This window comes from Mesorhizobium sp. WSM3626, from assembly GCF_000513935.1.
Taxonomy (GTDB): domain Bacteria; phylum Pseudomonadota; class Alphaproteobacteria; order Rhizobiales; family Rhizobiaceae; genus Mesorhizobium; species Mesorhizobium salmacidum.
Genome location: NZ_AZUY01000007.1, coordinates 104,111 through 127,792 on the forward strand (window position 1 = coordinate 104,111; position 23,682 = coordinate 127,792).

General features: G+C 59.8%; 21 protein-coding genes. 10 read left to right on the forward strand and 11 right to left on the reverse strand.

The genetic code is table 11. The features are described 5' to 3' along the window. The first annotated feature begins 164 nt into the window (after window positions 1-164). Window positions 165-1,463: an O-antigen ligase gene (locus M653_RS0107895; protein ID WP_027142851.1), complete on the forward strand. Its 1,299-nt coding sequence runs from the start codon at window positions 165-167 to the stop codon at window positions 1,461-1,463. A gap of 362 nt (window positions 1,464-1,825) precedes the next feature. Here the strand turns inward: M653_RS0107895 and M653_RS0107900 are convergent, their stop codons facing one another. After that, complete coding sequence (locus M653_RS0107900; protein ID WP_027142852.1) at window positions 1,826-3,082, reverse strand: polysaccharide biosynthesis/export family protein; 1,257 nt, start codon at window positions 3,080-3,082, stop codon at window positions 1,826-1,828. Between the two features lie 85 nt (window positions 3,083-3,167). Beyond that, window positions 3,168-3,845: a sugar transferase gene (locus M653_RS0107905; RefSeq protein ID WP_027142853.1), complete on the reverse strand. Its 678-nt coding sequence runs from the start codon at window positions 3,843-3,845 to the stop codon at window positions 3,168-3,170. Window positions 3,846-4,445: 600 nt separating this feature from the next. On the opposite strand from M653_RS0107905, the gene M653_RS0107910 reads away from it, so the two are divergent. Beyond that, window positions 4,446-4,721 carry a hypothetical protein gene (locus M653_RS0107910; RefSeq protein ID WP_027142854.1) on the forward strand — a complete coding sequence of 92 codons (276 nt, stop codon included), beginning with the start codon at window positions 4,446-4,448 and terminating at the stop codon, window positions 4,719-4,721. Between the two features lie 53 nt (window positions 4,722-4,774). On the opposite strand, the gene M653_RS0107915 is transcribed toward M653_RS0107910, so the two are convergent. The 6 genes from M653_RS0107915 to M653_RS1000000135390 form a co-directional block, all read right to left on the reverse strand. Next, the gene (locus tag M653_RS0107915; RefSeq protein ID WP_027142855.1) at window positions 4,775-6,619 is read right to left on the reverse strand and encodes an ABC transporter ATP-binding protein; all 1,845 of its coding nucleotides are present in this window, start codon (window positions 6,617-6,619) and stop codon (window positions 4,775-4,777) included. After that, entirely contained in the window at window positions 6,612-7,589 is a 978-nt protein-coding gene (locus M653_RS0107920) for a serine kinase (protein WP_027142856.1), read from the reverse strand. The genes M653_RS0107915 and M653_RS0107920 overlap by 8 nt, the downstream gene beginning before the upstream one ends. Beyond that, a complete protein-coding gene (locus M653_RS0107925) occupies window positions 7,586-9,508 on the reverse strand; it encodes a lasso peptide isopeptide bond-forming cyclase (RefSeq protein ID WP_027142857.1) in 1,923 nt (640 codons plus the stop codon). The genes M653_RS0107920 and M653_RS0107925 overlap by 4 nt, the downstream gene beginning before the upstream one ends. Beyond that, window positions 9,505-9,897, reverse strand: a complete 393-nt coding sequence (locus M653_RS0107930) for a lasso peptide biosynthesis B2 protein (protein WP_245262077.1) — start codon at window positions 9,895-9,897, stop codon at window positions 9,505-9,507. Before M653_RS0107930 ends, M653_RS0107925 begins: the two co-directional genes overlap by 4 nt. A gap of 109 nt (window positions 9,898-10,006) precedes the next feature. Further along, entirely contained in the window at window positions 10,007-10,306 is a 300-nt protein-coding gene (locus M653_RS0107935) for a PqqD family protein (RefSeq protein ID WP_027142859.1), read from the reverse strand. Between the two features lie 134 nt (window positions 10,307-10,440). Continuing rightward, window positions 10,441-10,593 (reverse strand): lasso peptide, encoded by a 153-nt coding sequence (locus tag M653_RS1000000135390; RefSeq protein WP_084636520.1) that lies wholly within the window; start codon window positions 10,591-10,593, stop codon window positions 10,441-10,443. Window positions 10,594-11,028: 435 nt separating this feature from the next. Here M653_RS1000000135390 and M653_RS0107945 point away from each other — a divergent pair, with 435 nt between their 5' ends. From M653_RS0107945 to M653_RS0107965, 5 genes are all read left to right on the forward strand, one after another. Continuing rightward, window positions 11,029-12,159, forward strand: coding sequence for a nucleotidyltransferase family protein (locus M653_RS0107945; protein WP_027142860.1), 1,131 nt, complete (start codon window positions 11,029-11,031; stop codon window positions 12,157-12,159). 65 nt (window positions 12,160-12,224) lie between these two features. Continuing rightward, window positions 12,225-13,247, forward strand: coding sequence for a glycosyltransferase family 2 protein (locus M653_RS0107950; protein ID WP_027142861.1), 1,023 nt, complete (start codon window positions 12,225-12,227; stop codon window positions 13,245-13,247). A 297-nt stretch (window positions 13,248-13,544) separates the two neighbouring features. Further along, window positions 13,545-13,946: a hypothetical protein gene (locus M653_RS0107955; RefSeq protein ID WP_027142862.1), complete on the forward strand. Its 402-nt coding sequence runs from the start codon at window positions 13,545-13,547 to the stop codon at window positions 13,944-13,946. A gap of 148 nt (window positions 13,947-14,094) precedes the next feature. Next, on the forward strand, window positions 14,095-14,955 hold the full coding sequence (locus M653_RS0107960) for a family 16 glycosylhydrolase (protein WP_027142863.1): 861 nt from the start codon (window positions 14,095-14,097) through the stop codon (window positions 14,953-14,955). A gap of 48 nt (window positions 14,956-15,003) precedes the next feature. Then, the gene (locus tag M653_RS0107965) at window positions 15,004-16,335 is read left to right on the forward strand and encodes a UDP-glucose/GDP-mannose dehydrogenase family protein (protein ID WP_027142864.1); all 1,332 of its coding nucleotides are present in this window, start codon (window positions 15,004-15,006) and stop codon (window positions 16,333-16,335) included. A gap of 268 nt (window positions 16,336-16,603) precedes the next feature. Here M653_RS0107965 and M653_RS0107970 read toward each other — a convergent pair whose 3' ends face one another. From M653_RS0107970 to M653_RS0107980, 3 genes are read right to left on the reverse strand one after another with little or no spacing between them, the layout of a single operon-like run. Further along, window positions 16,604-17,752, reverse strand: coding sequence for an acyltransferase (locus M653_RS0107970; protein WP_156938158.1), 1,149 nt, complete (start codon window positions 17,750-17,752; stop codon window positions 16,604-16,606). A gap of 34 nt (window positions 17,753-17,786) precedes the next feature. Continuing rightward, window positions 17,787-18,761: a glycosyltransferase gene (locus tag M653_RS0107975; RefSeq protein ID WP_027142866.1), complete on the reverse strand. Its 975-nt coding sequence runs from the start codon at window positions 18,759-18,761 to the stop codon at window positions 17,787-17,789. Further along, window positions 18,758-20,263: a lipopolysaccharide biosynthesis protein gene (locus tag M653_RS0107980; protein WP_032935103.1), complete on the reverse strand. Its 1,506-nt coding sequence runs from the start codon at window positions 20,261-20,263 to the stop codon at window positions 18,758-18,760. The genes M653_RS0107975 and M653_RS0107980 overlap by 4 nt, the downstream gene beginning before the upstream one ends. Window positions 20,264-20,325: 62 nt before the next feature. Between M653_RS0107980 and M653_RS01000000132200 the strand changes: the two genes are divergently transcribed. From M653_RS01000000132200 to M653_RS0107995, 3 genes are all read left to right on the forward strand, one after another. Beyond that, the gene (locus M653_RS01000000132200; protein WP_051442618.1) at window positions 20,326-21,534 is read left to right on the forward strand and encodes a polysaccharide pyruvyl transferase family protein; all 1,209 of its coding nucleotides are present in this window, start codon (window positions 20,326-20,328) and stop codon (window positions 21,532-21,534) included. Continuing rightward, window positions 21,531-22,385, forward strand: coding sequence for a glycosyltransferase family 2 protein (locus M653_RS0107990; protein WP_027142868.1), 855 nt, complete (start codon window positions 21,531-21,533; stop codon window positions 22,383-22,385). The genes M653_RS01000000132200 and M653_RS0107990 overlap by 4 nt, the downstream gene beginning before the upstream one ends. An 88-nt stretch (window positions 22,386-22,473) precedes the next feature. Then, complete coding sequence (locus M653_RS0107995; protein ID WP_084636522.1) at window positions 22,474-23,397, forward strand: glycosyltransferase family 8 protein; 924 nt, start codon at window positions 22,474-22,476, stop codon at window positions 23,395-23,397. The last annotated feature ends 285 nt before the right edge of the window (window positions 23,398-23,682 follow it).

Below are 23,682 nucleotides of genomic sequence, written 5' to 3' on the forward strand. Positions count from 1 at the left end.
CCGCGCTGTAAGACAAGGTGACCGGATTTGCCATTGAGCATGGGGTGCGATAGGTTATATTGCACTGCACAATGGAGACGCCGTTTCTTGCACGCCCTTGTTTGCGGATATGCCGGCTGGTTTGCGACCTGCCGGTCCCGGGTCGTGTCGACGGGACCCTTTAGATGAAAATTCCCAAATCCCTGATCGTCGATCCCGAGAAGAATTCGGTCTATGGCAGCTTTGCCGTTGCCGTCTCGATCTGGGCGTTCTCCTATTCCGTCATTTTCGGTCAGGTGCTGATCCTGGCCTATTATGCCGTCTGGCTTCCGCTCATCCTGGTCGACCACCGCCGGTTCCTGCGGCAACTGTCCAGTGCCTGGCTGCCGCTGCTCTTCGTGGCCTATGTCTGCTTCTCCGTGTTCTGGTCGCAGGCGCCCGGCGTCACCGCCAGAACGGCGGTCCAGTACTTTTCGCATATCGCCTGCGCCTATGTCGCGGCGCGCACCGTCAGCGTGCGCACCCTGACGATAGGCGCCCTGGTCGGCATATTCTTCGTCCTGATCTACTCTCTGAAGGTCGGTGGCTATTCCGAGGACGTGCTCGACGGCACCTATAATTTCGTCGGCGCCTTCGCCTCCAAGAACCAGATCGGTTTTGTCGGCTCGCTCGGCATCTATTTCTCCGTCGTGTTCCTTGCTTTTCTGCGGCGTGGCCGGCTGAGCTTCATGCTGACCGTGCCAGTCGTGCTTTTGTCGGCCTATGTGCTGGTCGTCTCGCATTCCGCCACCTCGATGGCCTCGATACCGGCCGTCCTGGCGCTTATTGCGCTTCTTGCGATGAGCAAGCTTTTGTCGCGGCGTTATCGCCGGGTGATCTTCCTGATCGGCGCCGGCATGATCGTCGTGGTGGCTATTGTCGCCCTCAATCTCGGGCTCATGGATTTCGTGCTTGGCATCTTCGGCAAGGATTCGACGCTCACAGGGCGGACCTATCTGTGGGAGCAGGGCTGGGACGCCGCGCAGCGCTCGCCGATTCTCGGCGTCGGCTATGCCGCCTATTGGGTGCAGGGTTTTGCCGAGCCCGAGCGGCTTTGGAACGAATTCTACATCGCCAGCCGTACCGGCTTCCACTTCCACAACACCTATGTCGAGGCCCTTGTCGAACTCGGCTTCACCGGGGCGGTGCTGATATCGCTGATCTTGCTGCGCACGCTCTATGGCCACGTCGCAGCGGTGATCTTCAAGAGGTGGCAAGCCGAATCGGTGGTTCTCTTCGGCGTGATGGTATTGCTGCTCATCCGTTCCTTCGTCGAGGTCGAGACCCTCAACCCTTACATCATGGGCTCCTTCCTGATGTATTTCAGCTACTTCAAGCTGGCGCGGCTGCCTGTTACCCGCACGCGATGGTCCCCGGCCATCGAGCCGGCGAATGCCAAGGGCGGAGAGGCAACCTGGCCTCACCGTCCCGCGGCGGCCGAGTAACGATGAGGGTCCGCTAGAGCCGTTCCAGGAAAAGTGCGTAGCGGCTTTCCGTCCGGCGCTAATGCATGTCGCGCAAAAGTGACCTCGGTTTTGCGACAACGGCATGCATCAAGCAACAGCCTAAAGCGCGTCGCATGAATCCGTTTCGACGCGACGCGCTTTAGGTAAAGCTGGAGCGGGTCAGAGCCATTCCAGGAAAAGAACGTGAGACAGTTCTCCACCCGGTGTCGCGTCAACAGCCGTTCTGGTTTCCCGATGTGGGAAATCCTGCCAGCAAAAACCTCCGCCCGGCAGGCCAGGCGGAGGTTCAAAGTCTTTGCGTTATGGATCGAACGCGACGGGCCGCGCGAACTTCCGCTTTCCTACTGGCTGGCCAGCGGTGCCAGCTTGATCTTGATCACATCGCCAGGCAGCACCGGTGTGTCTTCCTTGGCGGCGATTTCGCTGGTCTTGCCGTCGACATTGCGCACCAGCGAATAGAGCAAGCTAGGCTGCTGGTCGTTGGTGATGGCGGCCGTCGTCGCCGGATCCGTGGCCTGGGTTATCAGGCCTTTTTGCATATTCACCTTCAGCGCAGCCTCGTTCAGGTCGGCTTCGGTCTGCTGCCGGTCGACGGCAAGCTTCGAGCTCAAGGTGTTCTGGGCGTCGATGGCGTCCTGCGTCGCCTTGCTGATAGCCTGCTTGGCGGTGAGGATGGCCGTCTCATAATCCAGGATCTTGCCCTGCAGGTCGGTGACAGACTGCTGAGAATCCAGAAGTCTCGAATTGGCGACCAGGCCCTTCTGGGCAAGCGGACCGATGCTGGTCAGCTGTTGCTGCGCCAGGTCGACCTGCTTCTGCTGGTTGACGATCTTCTTCTGCAGCGATTCGATTTCGGCCTGCAGCACACCCTTGAGATCGTCCAGCGCCTCGAGCTTCAGCTTCAGCGCCTTCTGGTCGGCGGTCAGGATCGTCATCTCGTCATTGACGATGGTCGGCAGCCGCGGATCGCCCTCGACCTCCTTCGGCGCTTCGAAGCTCGTCTTGCCAGCCATATCGGCGTCGATGCGGGCGCGCTTGACGATCAGTCGCACGCGCAGGTCGTCGGAGATATCGAAATTGCCCTTGGCTGTGACCAGGTCCTTGCCGAGCTGGGGACCGTAGTCGGCGTTGCGCCTGATGCCGCCGGCGACGCTGATCGCCTTCAGCACCGTAAGGTCGGGCACAAAGGGAAATTGGCCGGGGTTCTGCACTTCGCCCGAAATGTAAAACGGCCGGAATTGTGCCATTTCGACCGAGGCTTCGGGCTTGTCCGACAAAGCGAGCTTGTGCTGCAGCGCCTCGCCGATCGCCGCGGCGATCTCCGCCGTGGTCTTGCCGGCCGCCGGCAGTTCGCCGACGAAAGGAACCGACAGCGTGCCGGCCGGACCGACCGTGTATTGGCCATTGACCGACGACCAGTCGCGGAACGCGCTTTCGACGGTCTGCCATTCGGCAATGCGGATGGTGAGCTTGTCCTGGGAACCCAGACGGTAATCGTCGGCGGCGGCCAGCTGGGGGAAAGCGAGCGACATCGCAAGGCACGTCGCCACGAGCCGCGAGCGGCCGGAAAATGGGCCGCTGCCAAAGGCTTCGAACATGTCTATCTTCAACTGAACATTCCGATCCGTTTTAGCCCCATCGCCCAATGAGCTTGCCGCCAGATGCCTGGGTCAGGCCGGCCGGTCAATAAGAGCCGCGTGACATCCAGACGGCCGGTACGGTCCTGATGATGATGCGAACGTCCTCGAACAGCGACCAGTTCTCGACATAGTGGCGATCGAACGCGACGCGGCTGTCATAGGAAACGTCGTTGCGGCCGCTGACCTGCCACAGGCCGGTCAGGCCGGGCCGGGACTTCAGATAATAGACGGCCGCGCTGCCGTAGATTTCCAGTTCGTCACGGACCACCGGGCGAGGCCCGACCAGGCTCATGTCGCCCTGGAGGATGTTGATGATCTGCGGCAACTCATCGAGGCTGAGCTTGCGCAGGACCGCTCCGACGCGGGTGACGCGTGGGTCGTTCTTCAGCTTGCGGGTCGCTATCCATTCCGAATTGGCCTCTGGATTGGTCGCAAGATAGGCAGCCAGCACCTTGTCGCCGTTCGGCACCATGGTGCGGAACTTGAGGCAGGAGAACAGCCGTCCGCCGCGCCCGATTCGGCGGTGACCGTAGAAAATCGACCCGCCATCGGAGAACTTGACGAGCAACGCTATCATGATGAACAGCGGGCTGAGCGCGATCAGCCCAGCCAGCGAGCCGGCGATGTCGAAGCTCCGCTTGATGAGGCCGCCGATCGGCGGCGGAAAGTCGGTGTCAGCCTGCGAAAAGTCCGCCGTGGCCGACTTGGCAATATCCCTCATACGGAAACTCCATGCGTTGAACGAATGGTTTACCGCACGATACCAAAAAAATGCTGCAGCGCAACACACAATTTCCAACCCTCTTGAAATAGTCGCGTCATGAATTGACTAAATAATAAGCTCGCCCTGCACAAATTTCGAAATCTTTAGCACATTTGTGACAATAAATGGGCAAGGATAAAAAAATCAGGACATTTTTGAGGCGATTCCTAGGCGACGCGTTCTCGGAGCGAGGGGGTGGAGCATGTCAGTGCTTTAGGAAGATGCTATATTCGAAACTATTCACCTAAAATACTGCTTAATATTATAGATTGTACTCGCACCTTATGGCGGCTGCAGGTTGAGTGAATTGCGATCGTGTGCGTTGCAGCATGGCAGAGTCGAAGGCGTAAGCTCAATCAAAAATATGTGCGGTTGCCCTTGCCGCCTTCTGCTCGCCTTAATAGAATTGCAAATTATACCTGTCATAGTGACGACAGGTTGAAAGGCCGGAAGCAACCGGTCGGCAGCGGGTGACTCAACAAGCCCGCATGACAAGGGACGGCGCTCGGGTGGGGCTATCGTTGGATATGACCCGAGCCGGTTTATGGGCTATTGGGTATGTCGCTTCCAAAATTCGTCGTTGGGATGCTCTTCGCGCTCGCGATCGTCGTTGCCTGGTCCTGGCTAGGTGGGGCTTCGCTTGGCACGACACTGATGCGCATCATCATCTGCGCCGTGGTCATCCAGGCCGGTTATTTCGCGGTTGTTTATGCCATGATCGCCAGTAGCGCGCCGACACCAGCCGACAGGCTGCGCGAAGCCGAGAGAAAGCAGAACTCCACCGAAGTGCCCAAGGGCGAGAAGCTTGGCAGCGCCCGTCGGGGCCTGCATTAGATCCCACGGGGATATCACCGTCCTCAGGAGATCCCACGGGGACATCACCGTCCTCAGGCCACATCGGCGGGTTCAGTCTCCGATTGTTCTCCCGACAGCATCCGGGACAGCCGGCTCCCCGGCTTCGCCTTCAGCCGCTGATATTGCCCGACTTCCATGACACGGCCCCCTTCCATTGCCACCACCCAGTCGGCGAAGGCGATCATCGATGGCCGGTGCGCGATGGTCAGGATCGTCATCGCGCCGCGCAGGCCGTCGATCGACCGGGCGATAAGCGACTGGTTCTGCCAGTCGAGCGCGCTTGTTGCCTCATCCAGGATGAGCAGCGAGGGTTTGCGCAGCAGCGCGCGCGCCAGCGCGATGCGCTGACGCTCGCCGCCCGAGAGGCGTACGCCGCGGTCGCCGACCACCGTCTCCAGTCCCCGGTCGAGCCTTTCGACGAATTCGCCGGCGTGCGCGGCGCGCAGTGCCGTCCACAATTCGTCGTTGCCGGCCTGCGGGGCGGCAAGCCGCAGGTTCGCCGCGATCGTGTCATGCAGCAGAAACACGTCCTGCGGCACATAGGCCACCCGATCGCGCCAGCGGCGGCGATTGCCGGCATCGATCTCGACGCCATCGACGAGGATCTTGCCGGCGGTCGGCTCGAGCAGCCCGAGCAGCATGTCGGCGATCGTGCTCTTGCCTGATCCGGACGGGCCGATCAGAGCGGTGACCTTGCCGGCCGGGAGGCCGAAAGTGATGTCGCTCACCACCGCCTTGCCGGTGCCGTCGTCATAGGCGAAGGAGACATCACGAATGTTCAGCCCCGTATCGAGCGACAGCTTGCGGGCGTCCCTGGGTTCGATATGGCCCGGTTCGCGCTCGGCGTCGAAGCGTGCCTGCAGGCTACGCATTGCTGTGTAGGCGGGCAGGTTGATCAGCAGCTGCTGGGCCTGCGTCTGCATGTCCATGAAGCGCGGCGCGATTCGCATGAAGACCAGGAGCAGCACGACGATCTCGGCCAGCGACAGGTGGAAGCGGACCAGCGCCACGTAGATGAAGACGCTCAAGCCCACGACGCTCGCCACCTGGAACACGGCGGTGCCGATCGAAGAATTGCGGACATAGGCGATGTTGTCGGCCTTCATCTTTTCGAGCGTGGCCTGTAGCTGCGCGAAATAGCTGGCCTCGACATTCAGGCTCTTGGCCACCTTGATGCCGCCGAGAAATTCCGAGACCGTGCGGTACTGATCCTGGCGATTGGTCGTCAGGATCCGGCCGAACGCGGTGGCCCGAGAGCGGAACGGCTGCAGCGCTATGAACATCACGATGCCGATGACAACGGCAAACGCCGTCATGACCGGCGAGATGAACATGGAAATCACGAGATAGCCCGCCAGCAGCATGGCGATCTGCACCAGCATCAGCAGGGAAAAGGCCGCCCCCTGGACGCGGTCTATGTCACCGGTCAGGGCATGGTCGAGATCGGAGCCGCGCATGCGCGTGAACACGCCCCACCGCGCCTTGCCGATGCTCTCGAACAGGTTCATGCGCAAGCGGTTGATGAAATCGAAGAGCAGTCTTGCCATATAGACCGACTTGAAGCGGTTGAAGGCTGCCTGCACGGCAACAAGCCCGACCAGCGCACAGAGCACCGTGGTCAGCTGCAGCGTTCCGCCTGGCACCAGCCAGTGCACAAAATCAATGTTCGGCAGCCTGACCGCGAAATCCTGGTCGGCGCGGCCGACCAGATGCAGCAGCGGCACCAGCAGCAGGATGGAGATGCCTTCCGTCAGGCTGCCGAGGATCAGGAACAACAGCGCCGTCCAGGTTCGCCGCCCGCCGATCTGGGCAATGACGGCACCGAACGCCGCGACATCGCGAAACAGCGACAGGCTGAAGACCGATGACCTAGGCATCTCCAGCCAATTCCTTCTCGATCAGCGCCACGGCCTCGCCGATCCTGTCGATGCCCGTCGGAACGTCCAGCCGGCACACGCCGACATGGTTAGCGATTGCTGAACAGTGGCGAAGATGCATCGCCGCGAAATCGCCGGAGAGTGCGGCGCGGCCAAACCGCGTCACGTAGGAGAATTTGATGATGGCCGGCAAGGCGGCGATGTGAGGCAAGGGGGTGATCCCAGCCCTTTCGCCGCGCTCGAGGATGTAAATCCTGACCGCCGGCACCTTGTTGCCGGAGAAGGCGCCGTGCAGGCGATGCTGCATTTTCTCGATCGCGGGATGCACTTGCGGCCGCACTTGCGCCTGCCCAAGCGAGATCGCCGCCGCGGCATCGGCGGCAAGCTTGATCTGCGGAAACCCCGGAACGATCATCGGCTGGTTCGGGTCTGCCAGGTCGATCGCCACGACGTCGTCGGTAAGCAGATCGTGTCCGGCCCGGACCAACGCGCTTGCCGTCGTCGATTTGCCGGCGCCCTTGTCGCCCATGAAGATGGCGCCCCTGCCGGTCACCGCAATGGCGCTGGCATGCAGAACCAGCAGGCCGCGCTGGTGCAGAAGCAGCGCCAGCACCGGCCCCAGCAGCGGGAAGGCAAGCAAGGCGTCGTCGACGCCGGGCGCCGGCTGGACATCGATGCGGCGCGCGTCGCTGATCAGGAATGCGCCGACGGCCTCCCAGGCCAGATACTGCCGGCCGGGCTCGAAGCGGAAGACGGTCGCGGCCTCCGCCGAGGGCTTGGGCATATCGATCGGGCCGATGGCGATCTCGATGTCGGCCGCCGCCGGTTCCGCCGGCTCCAGTTCGGGCAGTGACACGTCGGATGCGATGATCAGGCCGTAGGCGCGGTAGTAACGTCGTTCTCCCGCGATCCCGCCGCGCTGGGCAAGATGGTCGAGATCGCCGCCGAACGGCTCATGGCGAGACATCATGCGGGGCTCCCGCCATGCTGCACCTGCCGCAGCCACAGCGACAGTGACGCCGAGCGCCAGACATACTGGACATCGAGCGGTACCGCCTGGTCCGGCTGGCGCAGCAGCCGCGCATAGGCGGCGTTTACTTCCGGCAGGTTGACATAGGGCGCGATGCGACCCGCATCGCCTACCAGCAACTGCTCCAGCAGGTCGCGATGATTGCGCACCATGCCGTTGACGAGATTGGCGGTGAAATCGATCTTGTCGCGCCGCCATTGGACCGCCGCCGGCAGGATGCCCTCCATGGCCTGGCGCAACACGTAGCGGCCAAAGCCGTGACTGAGCTTCCGCTCGCCCGGCAACCCCAGGCAGAATTCGACCAGCGGCTTGTCCCAGAACGGATAACGCGGCTCGACGCCGAAATTGGCGGCGGCCTTGTCCAGAACCTCGAAAGAATGCGGGACATATCCGTTGGACAGGATCCAGCGGTGGCTGAGCGCGTCGCTGGCCTGGATGCTGGGCGGCATATAGCCGGCTCGGTGGAACCGGTCGATGAGCTCCGTTCGCCGGGCAAGGTCCGGATTGATCAGGTCGCGCCAGCTCCGGCCACGCTGCGATTTGGCAGGCCTGCGTATCCTGTTCAGGGCTCGGTTCCCCAGCTGCCTCAGCCTGGCGATGCGCCAGGCCGGTCCGTAAATGGTGAGAAACTGGAAATAGAGACCGAGCGTGCTGCCGCCATAGGTGTTGGAGGCGCTGCGGACCTCGCGCCAGAGGTCCAGCCATCTGCCGCCATTGGCAAGCTCGTGCAGATGGCCATGTCCCTGCGAAACGACTTCGTCGCCGCCATGGCCGTCGAGCAGCACCTTGATGCCCTTGGCACCCGCCGTCCGGTAGATGCCGCGGGTCAGCGTCAGGCCCGGCGCCAGGAAGGTGCCTTCCTGCTCCTCCAGTACCCGTTCGAACTCAGCGAAAGGCGCATAATTGCCGACAGGGATCAGCGTCGGATCGGCCTTCTGCTGATCCAGCACCGCATCGATGAAGGAGCGCTCGTCCATCGACGAGCCCCTGTCGAAAACCAGTGAGAAGGTCGGCAGCTTCGGCTTGCGCCCGGCCGCATTTTGCAGCCCGGCCACGCAGGCGATCGAGGAGGAATCGAGGCCGCCGCTCAGCATCGCGCCGATCGACGGACTTCCCCGCATGCGATTTCGGACCGCTTGCGAGAACAGATGGGCGAATTCTTCCGCGGCATCAGACCGCGGCACTCGCTGCGATGGTTCGATCTGCCAATACCGGCGCAGCACCAGACGTTGCGCGCTGACGGTGAGGCTGTGACGCGCCGGCAGGGCGAAGATGTCACTGTAGGGCGTGGATTGCGGGTCATCGGCAAGCCCGGCCAGGAATCCAGAAATCCGGTGCTCGCTGAGGCGCGCATCGACCCCGTCGAGGTCGAGCATTGGCCCGATCTCGGAGGCAAAGGCAAAGCGTCGCTCCGCGGCATGGTAGTAGAATGGCTTGACCCCGAAATGGTCCCTCGCGCAGAACAAAAGTTGCCGCTCGGCATCCCAGACGGCAAAGGCGAAATCGCCCTGCAGATGCACCGGGCAGGCTTCACCCCAGCGCAGATAGGCCCGCATCAGCAATACCGCATCGGCGACTGAGCTGTCCCTGATACCGAGCCTGGCGAGCAACTCGTCGCGGTTGTCGAGCCGGCAGTCGGCGGTGATGGCCAGCTTGCCGCCGGCCATGGTCAGCGGGCCGGGGCCGGCTTCGTCGGTCGTGTTCAGCCAGGCGTGGCCAAGCGCGATGCCGCTGTCCAGCCACCATGAGCTTCCGTCTGGGCCACGATGGCGCATGCGCGCCAGCATCTGCTGGATGCCGCTCGCCGCTTCAGCCGGCGCGGGGCCCTGTCGCAGCAGGATTCCGGCCACGCCGCTCATCGGCTGCCGTGGTCGACCAGATGGGCGAACCCATCGACGGATCCGCCAAGCACGATGTGGTTGTCGCTGACCAGCCAGGCATGCGCCTTCAATTGCTCGCCGGTGCCGCGCTCGATGCCGATGCGGACATTCGAGGCATTGCCTTGGCGCGCCAGGAGGTATTGGCCCGAAAGCGCCTGGGTCAGACATGTGGCGCCCGGCACCAACCGTGCGGCCGCTGCAACCCCCCAGGCGACAAGCCGCAACTCGCCCATGCTGGCACATTGGCGCGCGTTGAGCCGTGTCACCATCCCGCGGACGCGGTTGTAGGAGAACAATGTCAGCCCCAGCCGGACGGCCGCGACCACCAGCAGGCAGCGGCACAGGAAAAGCGCTTCCGAGCCGCTCAAGGACAAAATCCTGGCCAGGCTCCGCCTGCCAGGCCGCTGCTTCATCGGCCGGGGATGTCTCTGTGTCACAGGTCTTTGCCGCGGAACCATGGCCGTTTGTGACACCTGCCTAGACGAGGGCCTCATGCTCAAGCCTCGCAAGCCCGTTTTCCATCAAGCCTTTCAGCAATGCGTCGACGTCGGCCTTGCAGCGTTCGGCGTCGACATTGTAGCGAGCGAGAACCGCGCTGCGGATATCGGCGATCGATTTGGATTCCTGGATCAGTTCCCAGATGAAGGCCCCGACACCGTTGAGGCTGTAATAGATATTGGATTTCAGGTTGAGAAGCGCGAGGCCATTGCCGAATTCGCAAGCAACGGCGTCCTTGGTGGCCCTTACGCAATCGTGCCCGGAGGGGTTCCAGTTCATCCTAAAACCTCGTTTGCAACACACGGCCTACACGTCGTCGGTTCAAGGCGGAAAGTCGGGGATTTTCATCCCCGGCTCCATTCTGGTCTTGGATACTGGAGGCCCAACGTCACTCCTCCAGCATCAGGCTGGTCTCAGGAGAAAGTCAGGTCGCCGATCGGGGTGTGCGCGGGAAACGACGCGTCGAGTGCCGTGCTGCCACCGCCGCCCTGCGTAATGGTTTCAATTGAACCATGTACCGTCAGGTTTGGCGTTTCATACTCATGCTTTTCAACATTCTGTTCCATTTTACTCTCCATTAGGACTTGAAACGGCCTGTCGATTGCCGTCAGCACTTTAATGCTGCATTGCAATAGCTGCACGGCAACATTTATGAGTCAAGCCTCATTTACCTTGCGTTAATCAATTATGGGTTGCGGACGTCACCCGGTATAAGAGACTCGCCTCCTTTGACATAAAGCCGCGTGCAATCGCCGCTTGCTGCTACAAGCCCTGTAAACCTTTGATTCTACTGTTTTAAGGGAAAATAACGCAGGCGATTGATTTTAGATAACGCTAGACTATATCCCTCTTTGAACTGACTACCGCCGATAGCCCGGCGGTTGCAAAATTTTGCACTGCGAAAGGAAAGGCTTTACGGCGCCGCGGTTTTTAAGGATGCTTTGCTTCGCAGTTGCAGCATAGCGCGACGCGCAAACCGTTTTTTGGAGACTGTGCGCTCAATGGCCTTGCCGGAAAGCTCTTATGAAAGATTGCGCGCCACGGACTGCGCCAATGAGATCGCCTATGTGCAGGCCTGCTTACGATTGTATTTCGCAGGAACGGCCGCCTCGGCGGGCGAGGTGTCGCCGCCTGGCCTTTCCGTCGCTGTCGTCACCGATATCGCCAGGCTTAACAAGGTCGGTACCTTCGTTCTGAAGGCGCTGTCGCGTGCGCCGGCGAATGAGAGGCCGGCCGAGCTCTTCCAGTGGCTTGAAACCTATCGTAGAAGGACGGTTTCGATGAACGCCGCCTGCCTGATGGATTCGATGGCCATCAACGAGGCGCTGCTCGACAGGCGGATTGATTTCGTCTTCCTGAAAGGGCCGTTCCAGCAGCATCTGCTTTACGACGATCACTTCATGAAGCCTGCGGGCGATGTCGACATCCTGGTCTCGCCGGCCGGGTTCTCGAAGGCACGCGAAGTGTTGCGCTCGATCGGCTACGAGGTGTCAGGCAAGTCACGTTCGGTCTGGTGGGTCCGCTTCCTCGGCGAACAGCACATGGTCCGCGGCAATGGGCCGAAATCATCCACGGCCGATCTTCATTACCGGCTTCAGCAGCCCGGCTCGCCCAGTCCCCGCGATGCCGACGGGTTCCTGCGGCGAAAACGGCTGGTCGAGATTACCGGCGCCGAAGTCCCCTTCACGTCAGCCGCCGACACTTTGATGCTGTCCTGCATCAGCGTCGCCAAGGCCCTGTTCAACCGCGAGCCCTGCGCCGGCTATGTCTGCGATATCAGGGCCAGCGCCAGCCGACTCGACGAGGCTGATCAGCAGCGTGTGCTCGATGCCGCGGTGAGCCAGGGACTGGAAGACACCTTGCTGCTCGGCCTGCGCGCCGCCGATGTGCTGCTGGGCGGCACCGGCACGCTTCTGTCGGAGCGGGCCAAGCCGATCCTGTCGCGCATCGGCAATGAGGATCTGTTCAACATGGTCATTGCGCCATGGCTGTTGTCGCTGCGCTGGCCTCAGCGGCGGACGGTGTTGTGGGAATTGTGCGGGCGGGCTCCCGTCCGCTATCTGGCCGAGGTTGGCTGGGCCGCGTCGGCGGACATCAGCCGCCGCATCTTCGAACGGCCGGCCAGTCCATGATGGCAGTGGGTATCGAACGGGTACAGGGCGAGGGCAGAACGGAACCTGTGCAAGAGGCAAATTCCATGTCGATGACGAAATCCCAGGTCTGCGTGATCATCGCGGCCAAGAACGCGGCGCGCACCATCGCGGTCGCCATCGGATCCGCGCTGCGCGAACCGGAAGTGGCGGAGGTCGTCGTCGTCGACGACGGCTCTACCGACACTACGGCCGAGGTCGCCCGCTCCGCCGATGATGGCAGCGGTCGGCTTACCGTCATGCGCCTCGACGTCAACCGCGGCCCGTCCTTTGCCCGCAACGCCGCGATCGCCCGCTCACGAGCGCCGTTCGTCAGCATTCTGGACGCCGACGATTTCTTCCTCGAGGGCCGGTTTCGCAACCTGTTTGCCGGCGCCGACTGGGATTTCGCCGCCGACAACATCATGCTTATCAGAGATGACGCGACCGGTGACGCGACCAAGATCGTCGCCCCGGATTTTGCCGCCAATCCGGAATTCCTGGATTTCGAAAGCTTCGTGGAAGGCAACATCTCTAGACGCAGCGTGCAAAGAGGTGAACTCGGCTTCTTGAAGCCCGTGATCAGCCGTGCCTTCCTCGACCGCCACGGATTGCGCTACGACGAAAGCCTGCGACTGGGCGAGGACTATGAGCTTTACGCGCGGGCGGTCGCCCACGGGGCACGATTCAAGGTCATCCGCTCCTGCGGTTACGGCGCCATCGTGCGCGCCGATTCGCTCAGTGGCCGCCACAAGACGCAGGACCTGAAGCGGCTGGCCGATGCCGATCTGGCGCTGCTGGCCATCGACAGCCTGCCGGAAGGGTCCAAGGCGGTACTGCGGCGGCACGAGCGGCATGTGCGCGACAAATACCGGCTGCGCAATTTCCTCGATGTGAAGGCCGAGCGAGGCCTGGCTTCGGCCGCGGCCTATGCCTTCGCAAGCCAATCCAACCTCATTCCCATCGTCCAGGGCGTGGCATCCGACAAGCTCGAGGCGCTGTTTCGCAGTGTTGGCCTCGTGTCCAGGAACAAGCGCGTGCCGACGCTGCGTTTCCTGATGGACGGAACCAGCACGGACAAGGGACGGTAAGGCGCGGGACCGTCCGGTGCTGCCTGCCGCCCGGGAGCGTGCCACGCAAACCATTTCGATCGGATTCATGAGTTTACGAATTGGGTGGTTGCCTCGCGGCTCCGGGGATGGCAGTCTATGTTGCGGTGCAGCAAATTGAACGGCCGGCCGAATTGGCCCCGATCGGACTGGTCCGAAGTCTCTCTTCTTCGGAGAAGTGGACGCGGTACGAGTTTTTCAGCCCCGGTTGCGGGGATCGGCCAGTGGCCCGGACGGAAAGCCGGTCCAGAAAGCCGGCGATGACGGGAATTTAAGCTCATGGCCTCGATATTCGGCTTCAGATCAAGGGATCCTATCCGCGACAGGCAGACAGACGTTGCGCGTCTCGACCGGCTGGCGAAGCTGTTCGAGCAGGTCGCGGCTGAAATCGATGCCGAGAAAACCAGCCTGGAGAGCCGCTACCGCAAGGAGGCGACCAACGCGGCCTTCCCAGTCGAAGCCGTGGAAAACGGTTCCGCCTCCGACCGCCGCTCGTCCGAGGTCAGCGCGTTGATGCAGTCGATCTTGAACAGCGAGCGCCGCATCGCGGCACTGTCGCGCCAGGGCGGCATGATGCGCGAGCTCCGTCATTCGCTGGATGCGGTCTTCGACGAGAATGCGGCCACCGATTCGCCGGCCACGGTCGCATCGGCCTGGCGGGCAGGAGCCGGCCGGGGGTGAAGGCGGCGGCGCGGGACCGTTACGACGGAGGTGATGCAAGACTGGAGGAAGTCGGGAGGGTGATTGAAGAGGTCAAGGTTGGCCCGTTTGGAGGCGGTTCAAACGTCGACTTTGGGTTGGGGACGCACAGCGCAAAGGTGAGTTTGTCATGAATTCGGATCCAAAAATCATGTCCACGACAGCAATCGACGCCCCCCTGCATTTCGGCTGGCGGTCCTGCCTGGCAGTCGCTTTGCTGCTCGCGGCTCTTGGCAGCCTGCCGGCAACCCCGTCTCATGCGCAGGATGTCCAGTCCGCGCCCTCTTTCGTCGACGACTTCAAGAGTTTCGACCACGAGCGCTGGTACGTTTCAGATGGCTGGACAAACGGCAGCCATCAGAATTGCACCTGGTCGAAAGGCCTGGTCCAGCTTTCCGACGGCGTTCTTTCACTCGGTTTCGCGAAGCAGAAGACCAAGGATCGTGAGTTCGCCTGCGGTGAGATACAGACCAAGCAGCGCTTCGGCTATGGTACCTATGAGGCGCGAATGAAAACCGATACAGGCGCCGGCCTCAATGCGGCCTTCTTTTCCTATATCGGCCCGTCCGACAAGCAGCCCTGGGACGAGATCGATTTCGAGGTCCTCACCAAGGACACGTCCAAGGTGCAGGTCAACGCCTATATCGCCGGCAAGGGCAAGAACGAGAAGCTGGTCGACGTGCCCGGTGGCACCGACAGTGCCTTCAACGACTACGCCTTCGTCTGGGAGAAGGATAGTCTGCGCTGGTACCTCAACGGCCAGCTTGTGAACACCATCACCGATCCTGCGAAGCTGCCCAGCCATGCGCAGAGGATTTTCTTCAGCTTTTGGGGCAGCGATACGATGAAGGGCTGGATGGGAACGTTCGCCGATCCGGGCCGCAAGCTTTCGCTGCAGGTCGAACGTGTCGCCTTCACCGCGCTCGGCCAGCCCTGCCAATTTCCGGAATCGCTGGTGTGCGGTATAAAGGAGTTGGGAAAGACGAATTGAACCGGCAGGGCCGAGAAGAGGCCCGCTGCCTGATGGGAATCAAACCGCATGAACTTGACGGTGTTTGGAATTGGCTATGTCGGCCTCGTGCAGGCGGCGGTGCTTGCCGAGGTTGGACACCAGGTCGTTTGCGTCGACATCGACGCAAGCAAGGTGGAGCGGCTCAACCAGGGCCTCGTCCCGATCTTCGAGCCAGGCCTTGAAAGCATCGTCAGGGAGAATCACGCCGCCGGCCGCATCAAGTTCACCACCGATGCGGCGGCCGCCGTCAGGCATGGCGAAATCCAGATGATAGCGGTCGGCACGCCGCCCGGCGAGGACGGTTCGGCCGACCTCAAATACGTGTTGACGGTCGCCGAGACCATTGGGCGCGAGATGGATACCGCCAAGATCGTCGTCGGCAAGTCGACCGTGCCGGTCGGCACCTGCGAAAAGGTGAAAGCCAGGATCGCCGAGACGCTGAAGAAGAGGGGGCGCGAGGATTTGCGCTTCGACGTCGCCTCCAATCCCGAATTCCTCAAGGAAGGCTCGGCCGTCGCCGACTGCATGAAGCCCGACCGCATCATCGTCGGCACCAGCAGCGAGGACACCGAAGCGGTGATGCGCGAACTCTATGCGCCCTTCAATCGCAACCATGAGAAGATGATCGTGATGGACGTGCGGAGCGCCGAATTCACGAAATACGCCGCCAACTGCATGCTGGCGACCAAGATCAGCTTCATGAACGAGATGGCGAACCTCGCCGAGCAGCTCGGCGCCGACATCGAGGAGGTGCGCAAGGGTATCGGCAGCGATCCGCGCATCGGCTACCACTTCATCTATCCGGGCCTCGGCTATGGCGGCTCGTGTTTTCCCAAGGACGTCCGCGCTCTGATCAAGACCGCCGAGGGCGTCAAATTCGACGCCAAGCTGCTGCGCGCCGTCGAGGAGCGCAACAACGACCAGAAATCCGTGCTGTTCGACAAGGTGCACCGCTATTTCAAGGGTGATCTCACGGGCAAGACCTTCGCGCTGTGGGGCTTGGCCTTCAAGCCCAACACCGACGACATGCGTGAGGCGCCGGCGCGTGTGCTGATGGAAGCGCTCTGGAACGCCGGCGCGACCGTGCAGGCCTATGACCCCGAGGCCATGCAGGAATGCCAGGCCATCTATGGGCTGCGTGACGACCTGATGTTGTGCGGCACCAAGGAAGCGGCATTGCGCGGCGCCGATGCGCTGCTGATCGCCACCGAATGGAAGAATTTTCGCGCACCGTCCTTCGATGCGCTGAAGGCTGCACTGACCACGCCGGTCATCTTCGATGGCCGCAACCTCTACGATCCCAAGGTCGTGGCGCGCCACGGCATCGAATATCACTCGATTGGCAGGCTGGTGGCGTGAGCAGCTGAATGCAATCACGACAGCTGTTAACCCGGCGTCGTGCGCTCCGCGCTCCGGGCAGTTTGCGCGACATGCATCAGGTCGACGGAAAATAGGCCAGCTTGAATTGGATAGCCGGCTTTGAATTCATGTAACCCGTGCAACGTCACCAACGCGCCATCACTCCAGCTGAGCAGCGCGTCATCGTGGTGTGTGAATTGAGGCGATCATGTCGATCGCTCGACGCTCACGGGCTGGCTGGCCACTATGCCACTCAATGCGACGCGCTTTAGGCGGTTCGGGGCTTGGCCGAAAACATCTTGTTGAGATTTTGCACAGGGCTATCGACCATTCTTCGGAAAATGTCAGCCACCAAAAGCGACACTGCAAGAACCATGGGCAGGACGATCCACACAGGAGCACCAATCAACGTACCTATTTTCGCGACAGCGATGAGCACAGTGAAATGAGTGAGGTACAATGGGTAAGATATATCCCCCAGCCATATCAGCGCCGGCTTATCGAGGAAACGGCTACTCCCGGGCGAAGCGAACGCCATAAGAATTATGAGGCCAGCACCAACTCCGGAGGAGATGTGGCTGAAAAGTAACCCGTCATAGATGATCCAACGAGCCTCCAAAAGAAGAATTCCCATGGCCCACATCAACGCGACGACAACGGTTGGATATTTGGCGATAGCTGTTTTCAGTGTGTCTCGATAGACGGCCAGGAAAGCTCCGCCGACAAAGATCGGGATATAAATGGAGGTCTGCAGAAGAGACTGCGTTACGCTGCTGGCGGCAAGGCTAAATGCTTCGGGCCGGATCGCCCCGGGCACCAAGAGGACCAACGACAAAGTTACCATGGCCTTTGGAAATTTCAGAACGCCCCAGACTATGAATGGCATCGCGATGGATATTCTTATCTCGTGTACGAGAGACCACATTATGGGCGATAGCGTCATATGTTGGGTCAGTCCTGTTATTAACAAATGACCCACGACGGACTTGATTGAAATCGCACCAGGTGGCATGTGCTGGAGCCATTCGCTGTATCCATCTCCGATGGGTTGAACGAAAAGAGCCTTTGATGCAATTATTGCCAGCAACAATGCGACGGCAAAGGGCATCCAAATTCGCACTATTCTCTTTGCGGCATAATTGGCAAAAGAATCGCGTGCCTTGAGAATAGCCAACGTCAAGACAAAGCCGCTTAATATGAAAAACACCAGTACTGCTTCGTGCCCACTCCAGAAGATGTGGAGCGGAGAATAGGTAATTACGTTTTCCCAGCGCCAGGTGAAATGGCGTGTTGCGTTTGGGTCTGCCCACACAAGCAAATCGATACCTGGAATGGCCAACACCAAGTGACTCATTAGTACGACGATGGCTGCAATTCCACGAATTGCATGCAGGGAATTGAAACGGTCTTGAGTCAATATTCGCGCCCTGAATTAATCGACGTAGCGGCGGTTATCTAACTGCGAAGAAGTCCCGCTTGACATAGGCACGAAATGCCCGGCGCTGGGATATTCGAGTGCGAGCGCCCCGAAGGGTTGAAATCCTCGCACGCAGGCCGGGTGTCGGCTGCGGCGCGTAAGGTTCGACTTTGAAGACCGACGCAAGCTCCGGAAAGCGCTCCATGAGATCGGTATAAGGCTTGTGGAAACGCCATCCCCATGGCGGGACGGCAGCCTTCCAAGGTTTGGCGGGGCCGGTGAAATGGATGATCTTCGGCGCGAGAATTCCGTGGCACTTGAGCTTGGCGTAGACATTGTGGAAATTATAGGCCGGCGAGAGCGGTTCGACATTTTGCTCAAAGACGGCATTGAGCGCACTCTGGTCGTGCCGAATGAATGTGTCGCCGTTGCTGAAGAATGCGTTTAGCGCTTTGGGACCATAAATGGCCCAAGTGTCCCGGTTGCATGCCAGCACTCCGGAGTTGAAGTAGCTCTGACGCGTGGCTCCCGCCAACACATCGAAATAGCCTTTAGGATTAAGCCCCAATCTATCGTCGGGATCGAGCCAGGCGCTACCCCTGCCGGCCGCGATCCAACCGTCCCGGACCCGATGCCGAACGAGCGGCGCAATGTCTCCAACGATTTGGATATCGCCATCAAGATAAACGATGTTGCGATACTGCGAAGGCAAATGGTCGGCTATCACGAGCCGCGCCAAAGCGGTGACTGGCACGTGGTTCTTGGCAAACGCCACGCCATCCGGTGGCACATAGGACGTGTCGGGCAGCGCGATGAAGGATATCGCCCGACCTGCACGGTTCTGAAGTGTGTCGATCAGTGCTGGATCGACACCGACTGTGTAGATCATGATGTCGGCCAACGCGTCGATGCCTTGCGCCGTCAACTGAAGTGCCGCCAGGAGTGACGGACCGAGATATCCGTTGTCGGTCACGAAGACGACCGCGGTGTCGTGCTTTTTCCCTGTCATGCCCACCGTCCAAGCAGGCGTGCGCCCCTGCCCATCAAAAGCCGCTTGCCCAGGGCAATCAGTTCAGTTTCGGGTCCTACAGGTCGTCGCATCAAATTCCACTGCAGCAATTGCGCGCCGGCAAAAGAGATCGCTCCAATGGCGATCTGTGATGCGAGGTTCAAAATCATCTCGGACGTTTCGACGCCGGATGGAAGCGCCGACCGAGAGACGAGCACGGCCGCGATCATGACTCCGGCACTTGCCAGGCTTCGCAGATTTGGGCGCACCTGTGCCAGGTAGCCAATGCCGGTGAGTTGCCGCACGACCTGAAGATTGAAAAAGATGCCGATGACCCCCGCCACCGCTCGCGCGATTGCCACGCCGGCAAGTCCACCAAGCCAAAGTCCCACGACGACCGAGGGGACGCGCAGGACGAATGCCTGAACGTCACGCTTGAACAGCAATCGCGTGTCGCCCGTTGCCATCGCCAGCGGTTGCGCCAGGCTTCCCAGGGTTTGAATGGCAAACACGGCAGACAACGCCTGGATCACGATTACGGCGGGAAGCCACTTGTCCGTCATCGTCAGCCGGACCAATGGTTCGGCGATCAGCGCCATTCCGACACCGACGGGCAATGCGATCATCGTGACGAGCGCTTGCGACGACTGGTAGACCTTCTCCAGGCCGCCGTCGTCACGGTTCTTCACATGGGCGAATGCAGGAAACAGCACCGAGGTCAAAGGAGCGATCGCCTCGCGCGTCGGCATGGCGGCGAGATTGTCGCCCACCGAATAATATCCAAGCGGCGTCTTGCCGAGGAAGGCCCCGATCAGCAGGTGGTCGAACCGCCAGTTCAGTGTGTTGATAGCCTGTGCAAGAGTCAGCCAGATGGAATAGCCGAACATCTCGCGCCAGTGCCGTAAGCCGGGCTTTGGCTTGAAGGGCGCGACTACATAGGAAATGACGAGGCCAGTGAAATCCGATGCCAACGTTCCCGCAACAAGCGCCCAGTAGCTTTTGAAGATGAACGCGAACACGGCCGACACGATGAGCCCGACAAGCTTCTGGGAAACTTCGACCAGGAATTGCTGCCAGAACACCAGGTCGCGCGTGAGGAGGATTCGACGCGGACTGCCAAGCCCTCCGATCAGTGTCGAAATTGCCAACGCCGCCAGCACCGGCGGCAAGCGCGGTTCCGCGAACGCCGATTCGGCCGGCATCGCGACGACCATAAGCATCGCGGCCACCGCCGCGGCACGCACCGCGCTTAGCGTCCAGGCGGTATCAAGATGTTCCTTGGTGGGATTTGGATGATGGATGAGCACAGCGCCGATCGAAATTTCGGTGACTGAGTTCAAGATCGCGAGCACGGTCCAGCCGAGGGCGACAATTCCGAAATCGCCGGGAGTGAGCAGCCGCGCTAGGACAAGCGTGCTTACCAAGCCCAGGAGATTGGTGATGAGCCGAGCCGCGGTGATCCATGCCGCGCCCTTGGCCAGTCTTCCCTTGATTCCATCCACGCGCCGGCGCCTCCAGTACACTCAGAACCGACACATCCCCGCCCGCGATCGATATTCGATCAATGTCCGATGCGATCGTTTTTATTCCCCGTCGGGTCAGGGCGCAAGCATTTATGCCGCAGTGCAGCATTAAAACGGATATGGCTATTGTGCACCGCAATCGGTGGGGCAAGATGGAAAAGAGCGACACACAAAAGGATCGACTTCTGATGACGCACCAGAAATGGCTGGAAGACCCTCCGCAAGGGAGCCGAACGACCGAAGATCTTCAAATTGCCTTGCGGCATCGTATCAGAGAAGTCTTGCTCCCGCTGATAGCCGGACGCGGCGAGCGCATCCACCTTATTGATCCACCGGAGCATCCCAACGTCGGCGACTGCGCGATCTTGTTGGGCGAATTGGATTTTTTCAAACGCGAGCTTCCCGGCAGCCAAGTGGCATTCCACGACTGGAGTACCTACAGCCCGTCATCTGACCGACACATCGAGCGCGCATCCGTTCTCTTGATGCATGGCGGGGGCAATTTCGGGGATATATATCCTCACCACCACGAGTTTCGTTTGAAAATCCTTCGGCGCTTTCCCAATCGACCGACCATCCAGCTGTCTCAAAGCATCCATTTCGACTCACCGGCGGCGTTGCAGGAGACGCGTGACGCCATCGCCGCGCATTCCGATTTCACATTGCTGGCTCGTGACACAAAAAGTGAAGCCTTTGCCCGGGCGAATTTCGATTGCCAGGTGGTGCTCTGTCCGGACATGGCATTCGCCATGGACCGGATCGTCCGCAAGCCGGCAAGCGTGGACGCGTTCTGCCTGTTGCGCACTGACAAGGAAGCGGTGGCGCCGCATGAAGAAATCAAGAGGCAGTTGAACCAGATGGGGCTTTCCGCGGAGGCGAGGGACTGGTTGGATGATCCCAGAACCGCGGCTCGATTGGGGGACATATTGTTCTCCAAATTCACGCGTAAGTTTCCTGTCGCCTATCCGCTGCTGGCGCCCTTGGCGCTTATCGCACGCCGACGCTACGCGGAGACCCGGCTGAGGGTGGGTATCGATCTGTTGAGCCGCGGGCGTATTGTGGTCACCGATCGGTTGCATGCTCATATTCTGAGCACGCTTCTCGGAATCCCGAACGTCGTTTTCAGATCCTTCGATGCCAAAGCTGCTGCTTTTTACGACACCTGGACACATGCGGCGCCCATCTGCCGGCTAGCTGATGGTCCCTCCGACATGGTCCATGCTGTCCAAGCCGTGATGCCGCCGAAATGAGCCAGATCATTGGAATGCCGGATTGCAGCTCTTCGCCGCATTACGCGGCGGTGATCCGCGCATATCAATGCACGCCGCTCCTGATCGAAGTGATAGAAGCGCTGCGAAGACAAAGCGTGCCTCCGAAACGGTTGATCATCGTGGATTCGTCGCGCGATCCGGCCGTATCCAGCGCGTTTGAAGAGCTTGGTGCGGATATCGTGACATATCCTTCCGAGGACTTCAATTTCTCGAAAGCGATCAATCTCGGTGTCGCAGTCAACGACCAGCCTCTCACGCTCATCATCAGCAGCCACATGCTCATTCGGGCGCCTGACCTGATAGCGAAAGGATGGGACGCTGGTCTTAGTGGGGGCATGGAGATTGTCTACTGGAGGCATCCACCAGCACAGGATGCCCCACACGAGTGCCATACCGTTATGACCAATCACAACTTCAACGGCAGAAATGGCCTGTCCAATACCATGGCCATGATCCCTACTCGACTGCTGCGAGAGCGTCCCTTCCGGGAGGAGGTCTTTTCGGCCGAGGACCAGGAATGGACCAAGTACTATTTGGCATCCCGCCGTCACGCGATGTTGCGCATCGACACCAGGGATGTCAGCTACAGCAATCCCAACCACAACGCCGAGACATGGAGCGAGACCAAGCTTCTGCGGGAGGAATTGGCAATTGGATACTTCGTCAATCGGCGGCTACTTTTGCCGGACAGGATCATCGCTCGGCTTCTGCGAGGTATTCTCGCCACTTTGCGCCGCCGACCAGAAAAAGCTCGAGTGCATTTCGGCTTTGCCTGGGCCATGACTAAAGCAAATTTCAAGCAACCAAGTGCAAAGTCGCGATATTTTTGAGCCGTGGAGCATCTCCCGGGGCGTGGCGGCTGACATTTTTGGCGTTCGAAAGATCAGAACGGCTTTTTTTTGAGTTTAAGGAGCGGTGATGAGAAATTCTGTTGATGAAAATATCAACATAGTATGCGTGTCCGATACAAACTATGTGCCACATCTGGTTACACTATTGAAATCAGTCCAATCAAATTCTGGTCATGATGACACCTTCAATGTACATATTATACATGACGCTATAAGTGAAGATTTGCAAAAATTAATATCGGCCGAATTGAGAGGGATGGAGGTTCGCTGGTATTCAATTGTCGGCCACGACGCTCTGACATTGCCTCCTCTTCTGCAAATAAGCCGCGCTACATATTTGCGTCTTATCATGGACGAGGTTCTGGATGAATCGATATCTCGTCTCATATACCTGGATATTGATATGGTTGTGACGGGCAGTCTGAAAGAGCTTTGGCAATGTGATTTGGGCGACTGTGTTTGTGCGGCTGTTCCTGATCCTGGTATAAATATCGAAGCGTTCGCGCAGAAGTATAATTTGAACCCATCCGGTCAATATTTTAACGCGGGGATGATGGTATTTGACATGCGGCGCGCTCGTATTGATGGAATTCTGAGAGGTGCATTGAATCTGTTGCTGGAGCATCCATCCAAGTTTGAATATGCCGATCAGGACGCCCTGAATGTCGTGTTGTGGGGAAAGTGGAAGCAGGTGGATGCGACTTGGAATTTCCAGAGAGAGTTTATGTACGATGATCTAGCCGCATGGCGCGTGATGTCGAGAGATAGGCATACCGTGCCAAAAATCATCCACTTTACGGAGAGCGTTAAGCCGTGGAAGGCTGGAGAGTGGCACCCGTTTGCGTGGCTTTATTGGAAGCACCTGCTCCGGTCGGGATTCGCCGGGGAGGTCATGCGAAAAGAGAACATCAGGTATCGAGACATTATCAAAATGTGGCTTAAGTACCTATTCAAGAAACCGAATTTGGCTCGGGGCTCGGCCAATCCGTAGGGCGCCATCCTGCATCGTCTCGATCCACGCATTTTATGCTGCAGCGCAATATGAATCGTGGACAAATTTATCGCCAGTCGATGGTCTTCAGCGGCCTGACTCCCCAAGGGAAGCTTTCCGGGCTGGCAAGCCTTTGAAACGACGTGATAAATCCATTCAGAGCGTGTGGTTCTCCTGACTCCCGGGCATTCGCCTTGATCAACGCGCCGGGTCGATTTTTGCTACGCCGCAGCAAAAATGTTGCGATGCAGCAAGAGCTGTACTAGGCTCCCCTCGGGTGGGTCA

Coding starts and splice junctions, on each gene's coding strand:
- M653_RS0107895 (WP_027142851.1), top strand. CDS start 165: ATGAAAATTCCCAAATCCCTGATCGTCGATCCCGAGAAGAATTCGGTC.
- M653_RS0107900 (WP_027142852.1), bottom strand. CDS start 3,082: ATGTTCGAAGCCTTTGGCAGCGGCCCATTTTCCGGCCGCTCGCGGCTC.
- M653_RS0107905 (WP_027142853.1), bottom strand. CDS start 3,845: ATGAGGGATATTGCCAAGTCGGCCACGGCGGACTTTTCGCAGGCTGAC.
- M653_RS0107910 (WP_027142854.1), top strand. CDS start 4,446: ATGTCGCTTCCAAAATTCGTCGTTGGGATGCTCTTCGCGCTCGCGATC.
- M653_RS0107915 (WP_027142855.1), bottom strand. CDS start 6,619: ATGCCTAGGTCATCGGTCTTCAGCCTGTCGCTGTTTCGCGATGTCGCG.
- M653_RS0107920 (WP_027142856.1), bottom strand. CDS start 7,589: ATGATGTCTCGCCATGAGCCGTTCGGCGGCGATCTCGACCATCTTGCC.
- M653_RS0107925 (WP_027142857.1), bottom strand. CDS start 9,508: ATGAGCGGCGTGGCCGGAATCCTGCTGCGACAGGGCCCCGCGCCGGCT.
- M653_RS0107935 (WP_027142859.1), bottom strand. CDS start 10,306: ATGAACTGGAACCCCTCCGGGCACGATTGCGTAAGGGCCACCAAGGAC.
- M653_RS1000000135390 (WP_084636520.1), bottom strand. CDS start 10,593: ATGGAACAGAATGTTGAAAAGCATGAGTATGAAACGCCAAACCTGACG.
- M653_RS0107945 (WP_027142860.1), top strand. CDS start 11,029: ATGGCCTTGCCGGAAAGCTCTTATGAAAGATTGCGCGCCACGGACTGC.
- M653_RS0107950 (WP_027142861.1), top strand. CDS start 12,225: ATGTCGATGACGAAATCCCAGGTCTGCGTGATCATCGCGGCCAAGAAC.
- M653_RS0107955 (WP_027142862.1), top strand. CDS start 13,545: ATGGCCTCGATATTCGGCTTCAGATCAAGGGATCCTATCCGCGACAGG.
- M653_RS0107960 (WP_027142863.1), top strand. CDS start 14,095: ATGAATTCGGATCCAAAAATCATGTCCACGACAGCAATCGACGCCCCC.
- M653_RS0107965 (WP_027142864.1), top strand. CDS start 15,004: ATGAACTTGACGGTGTTTGGAATTGGCTATGTCGGCCTCGTGCAGGCG.
- M653_RS0107975 (WP_027142866.1), bottom strand. CDS start 18,761: ATGACAGGGAAAAAGCACGACACCGCGGTCGTCTTCGTGACCGACAAC.
- M653_RS01000000132200 (WP_051442618.1), top strand. CDS start 20,326: ATGTCCGATGCGATCGTTTTTATTCCCCGTCGGGTCAGGGCGCAAGCA.
- M653_RS0107990 (WP_027142868.1), top strand. CDS start 21,531: ATGAGCCAGATCATTGGAATGCCGGATTGCAGCTCTTCGCCGCATTAC.
- M653_RS0107995 (WP_084636522.1), top strand. CDS start 22,474: ATGAGAAATTCTGTTGATGAAAATATCAACATAGTATGCGTGTCCGAT.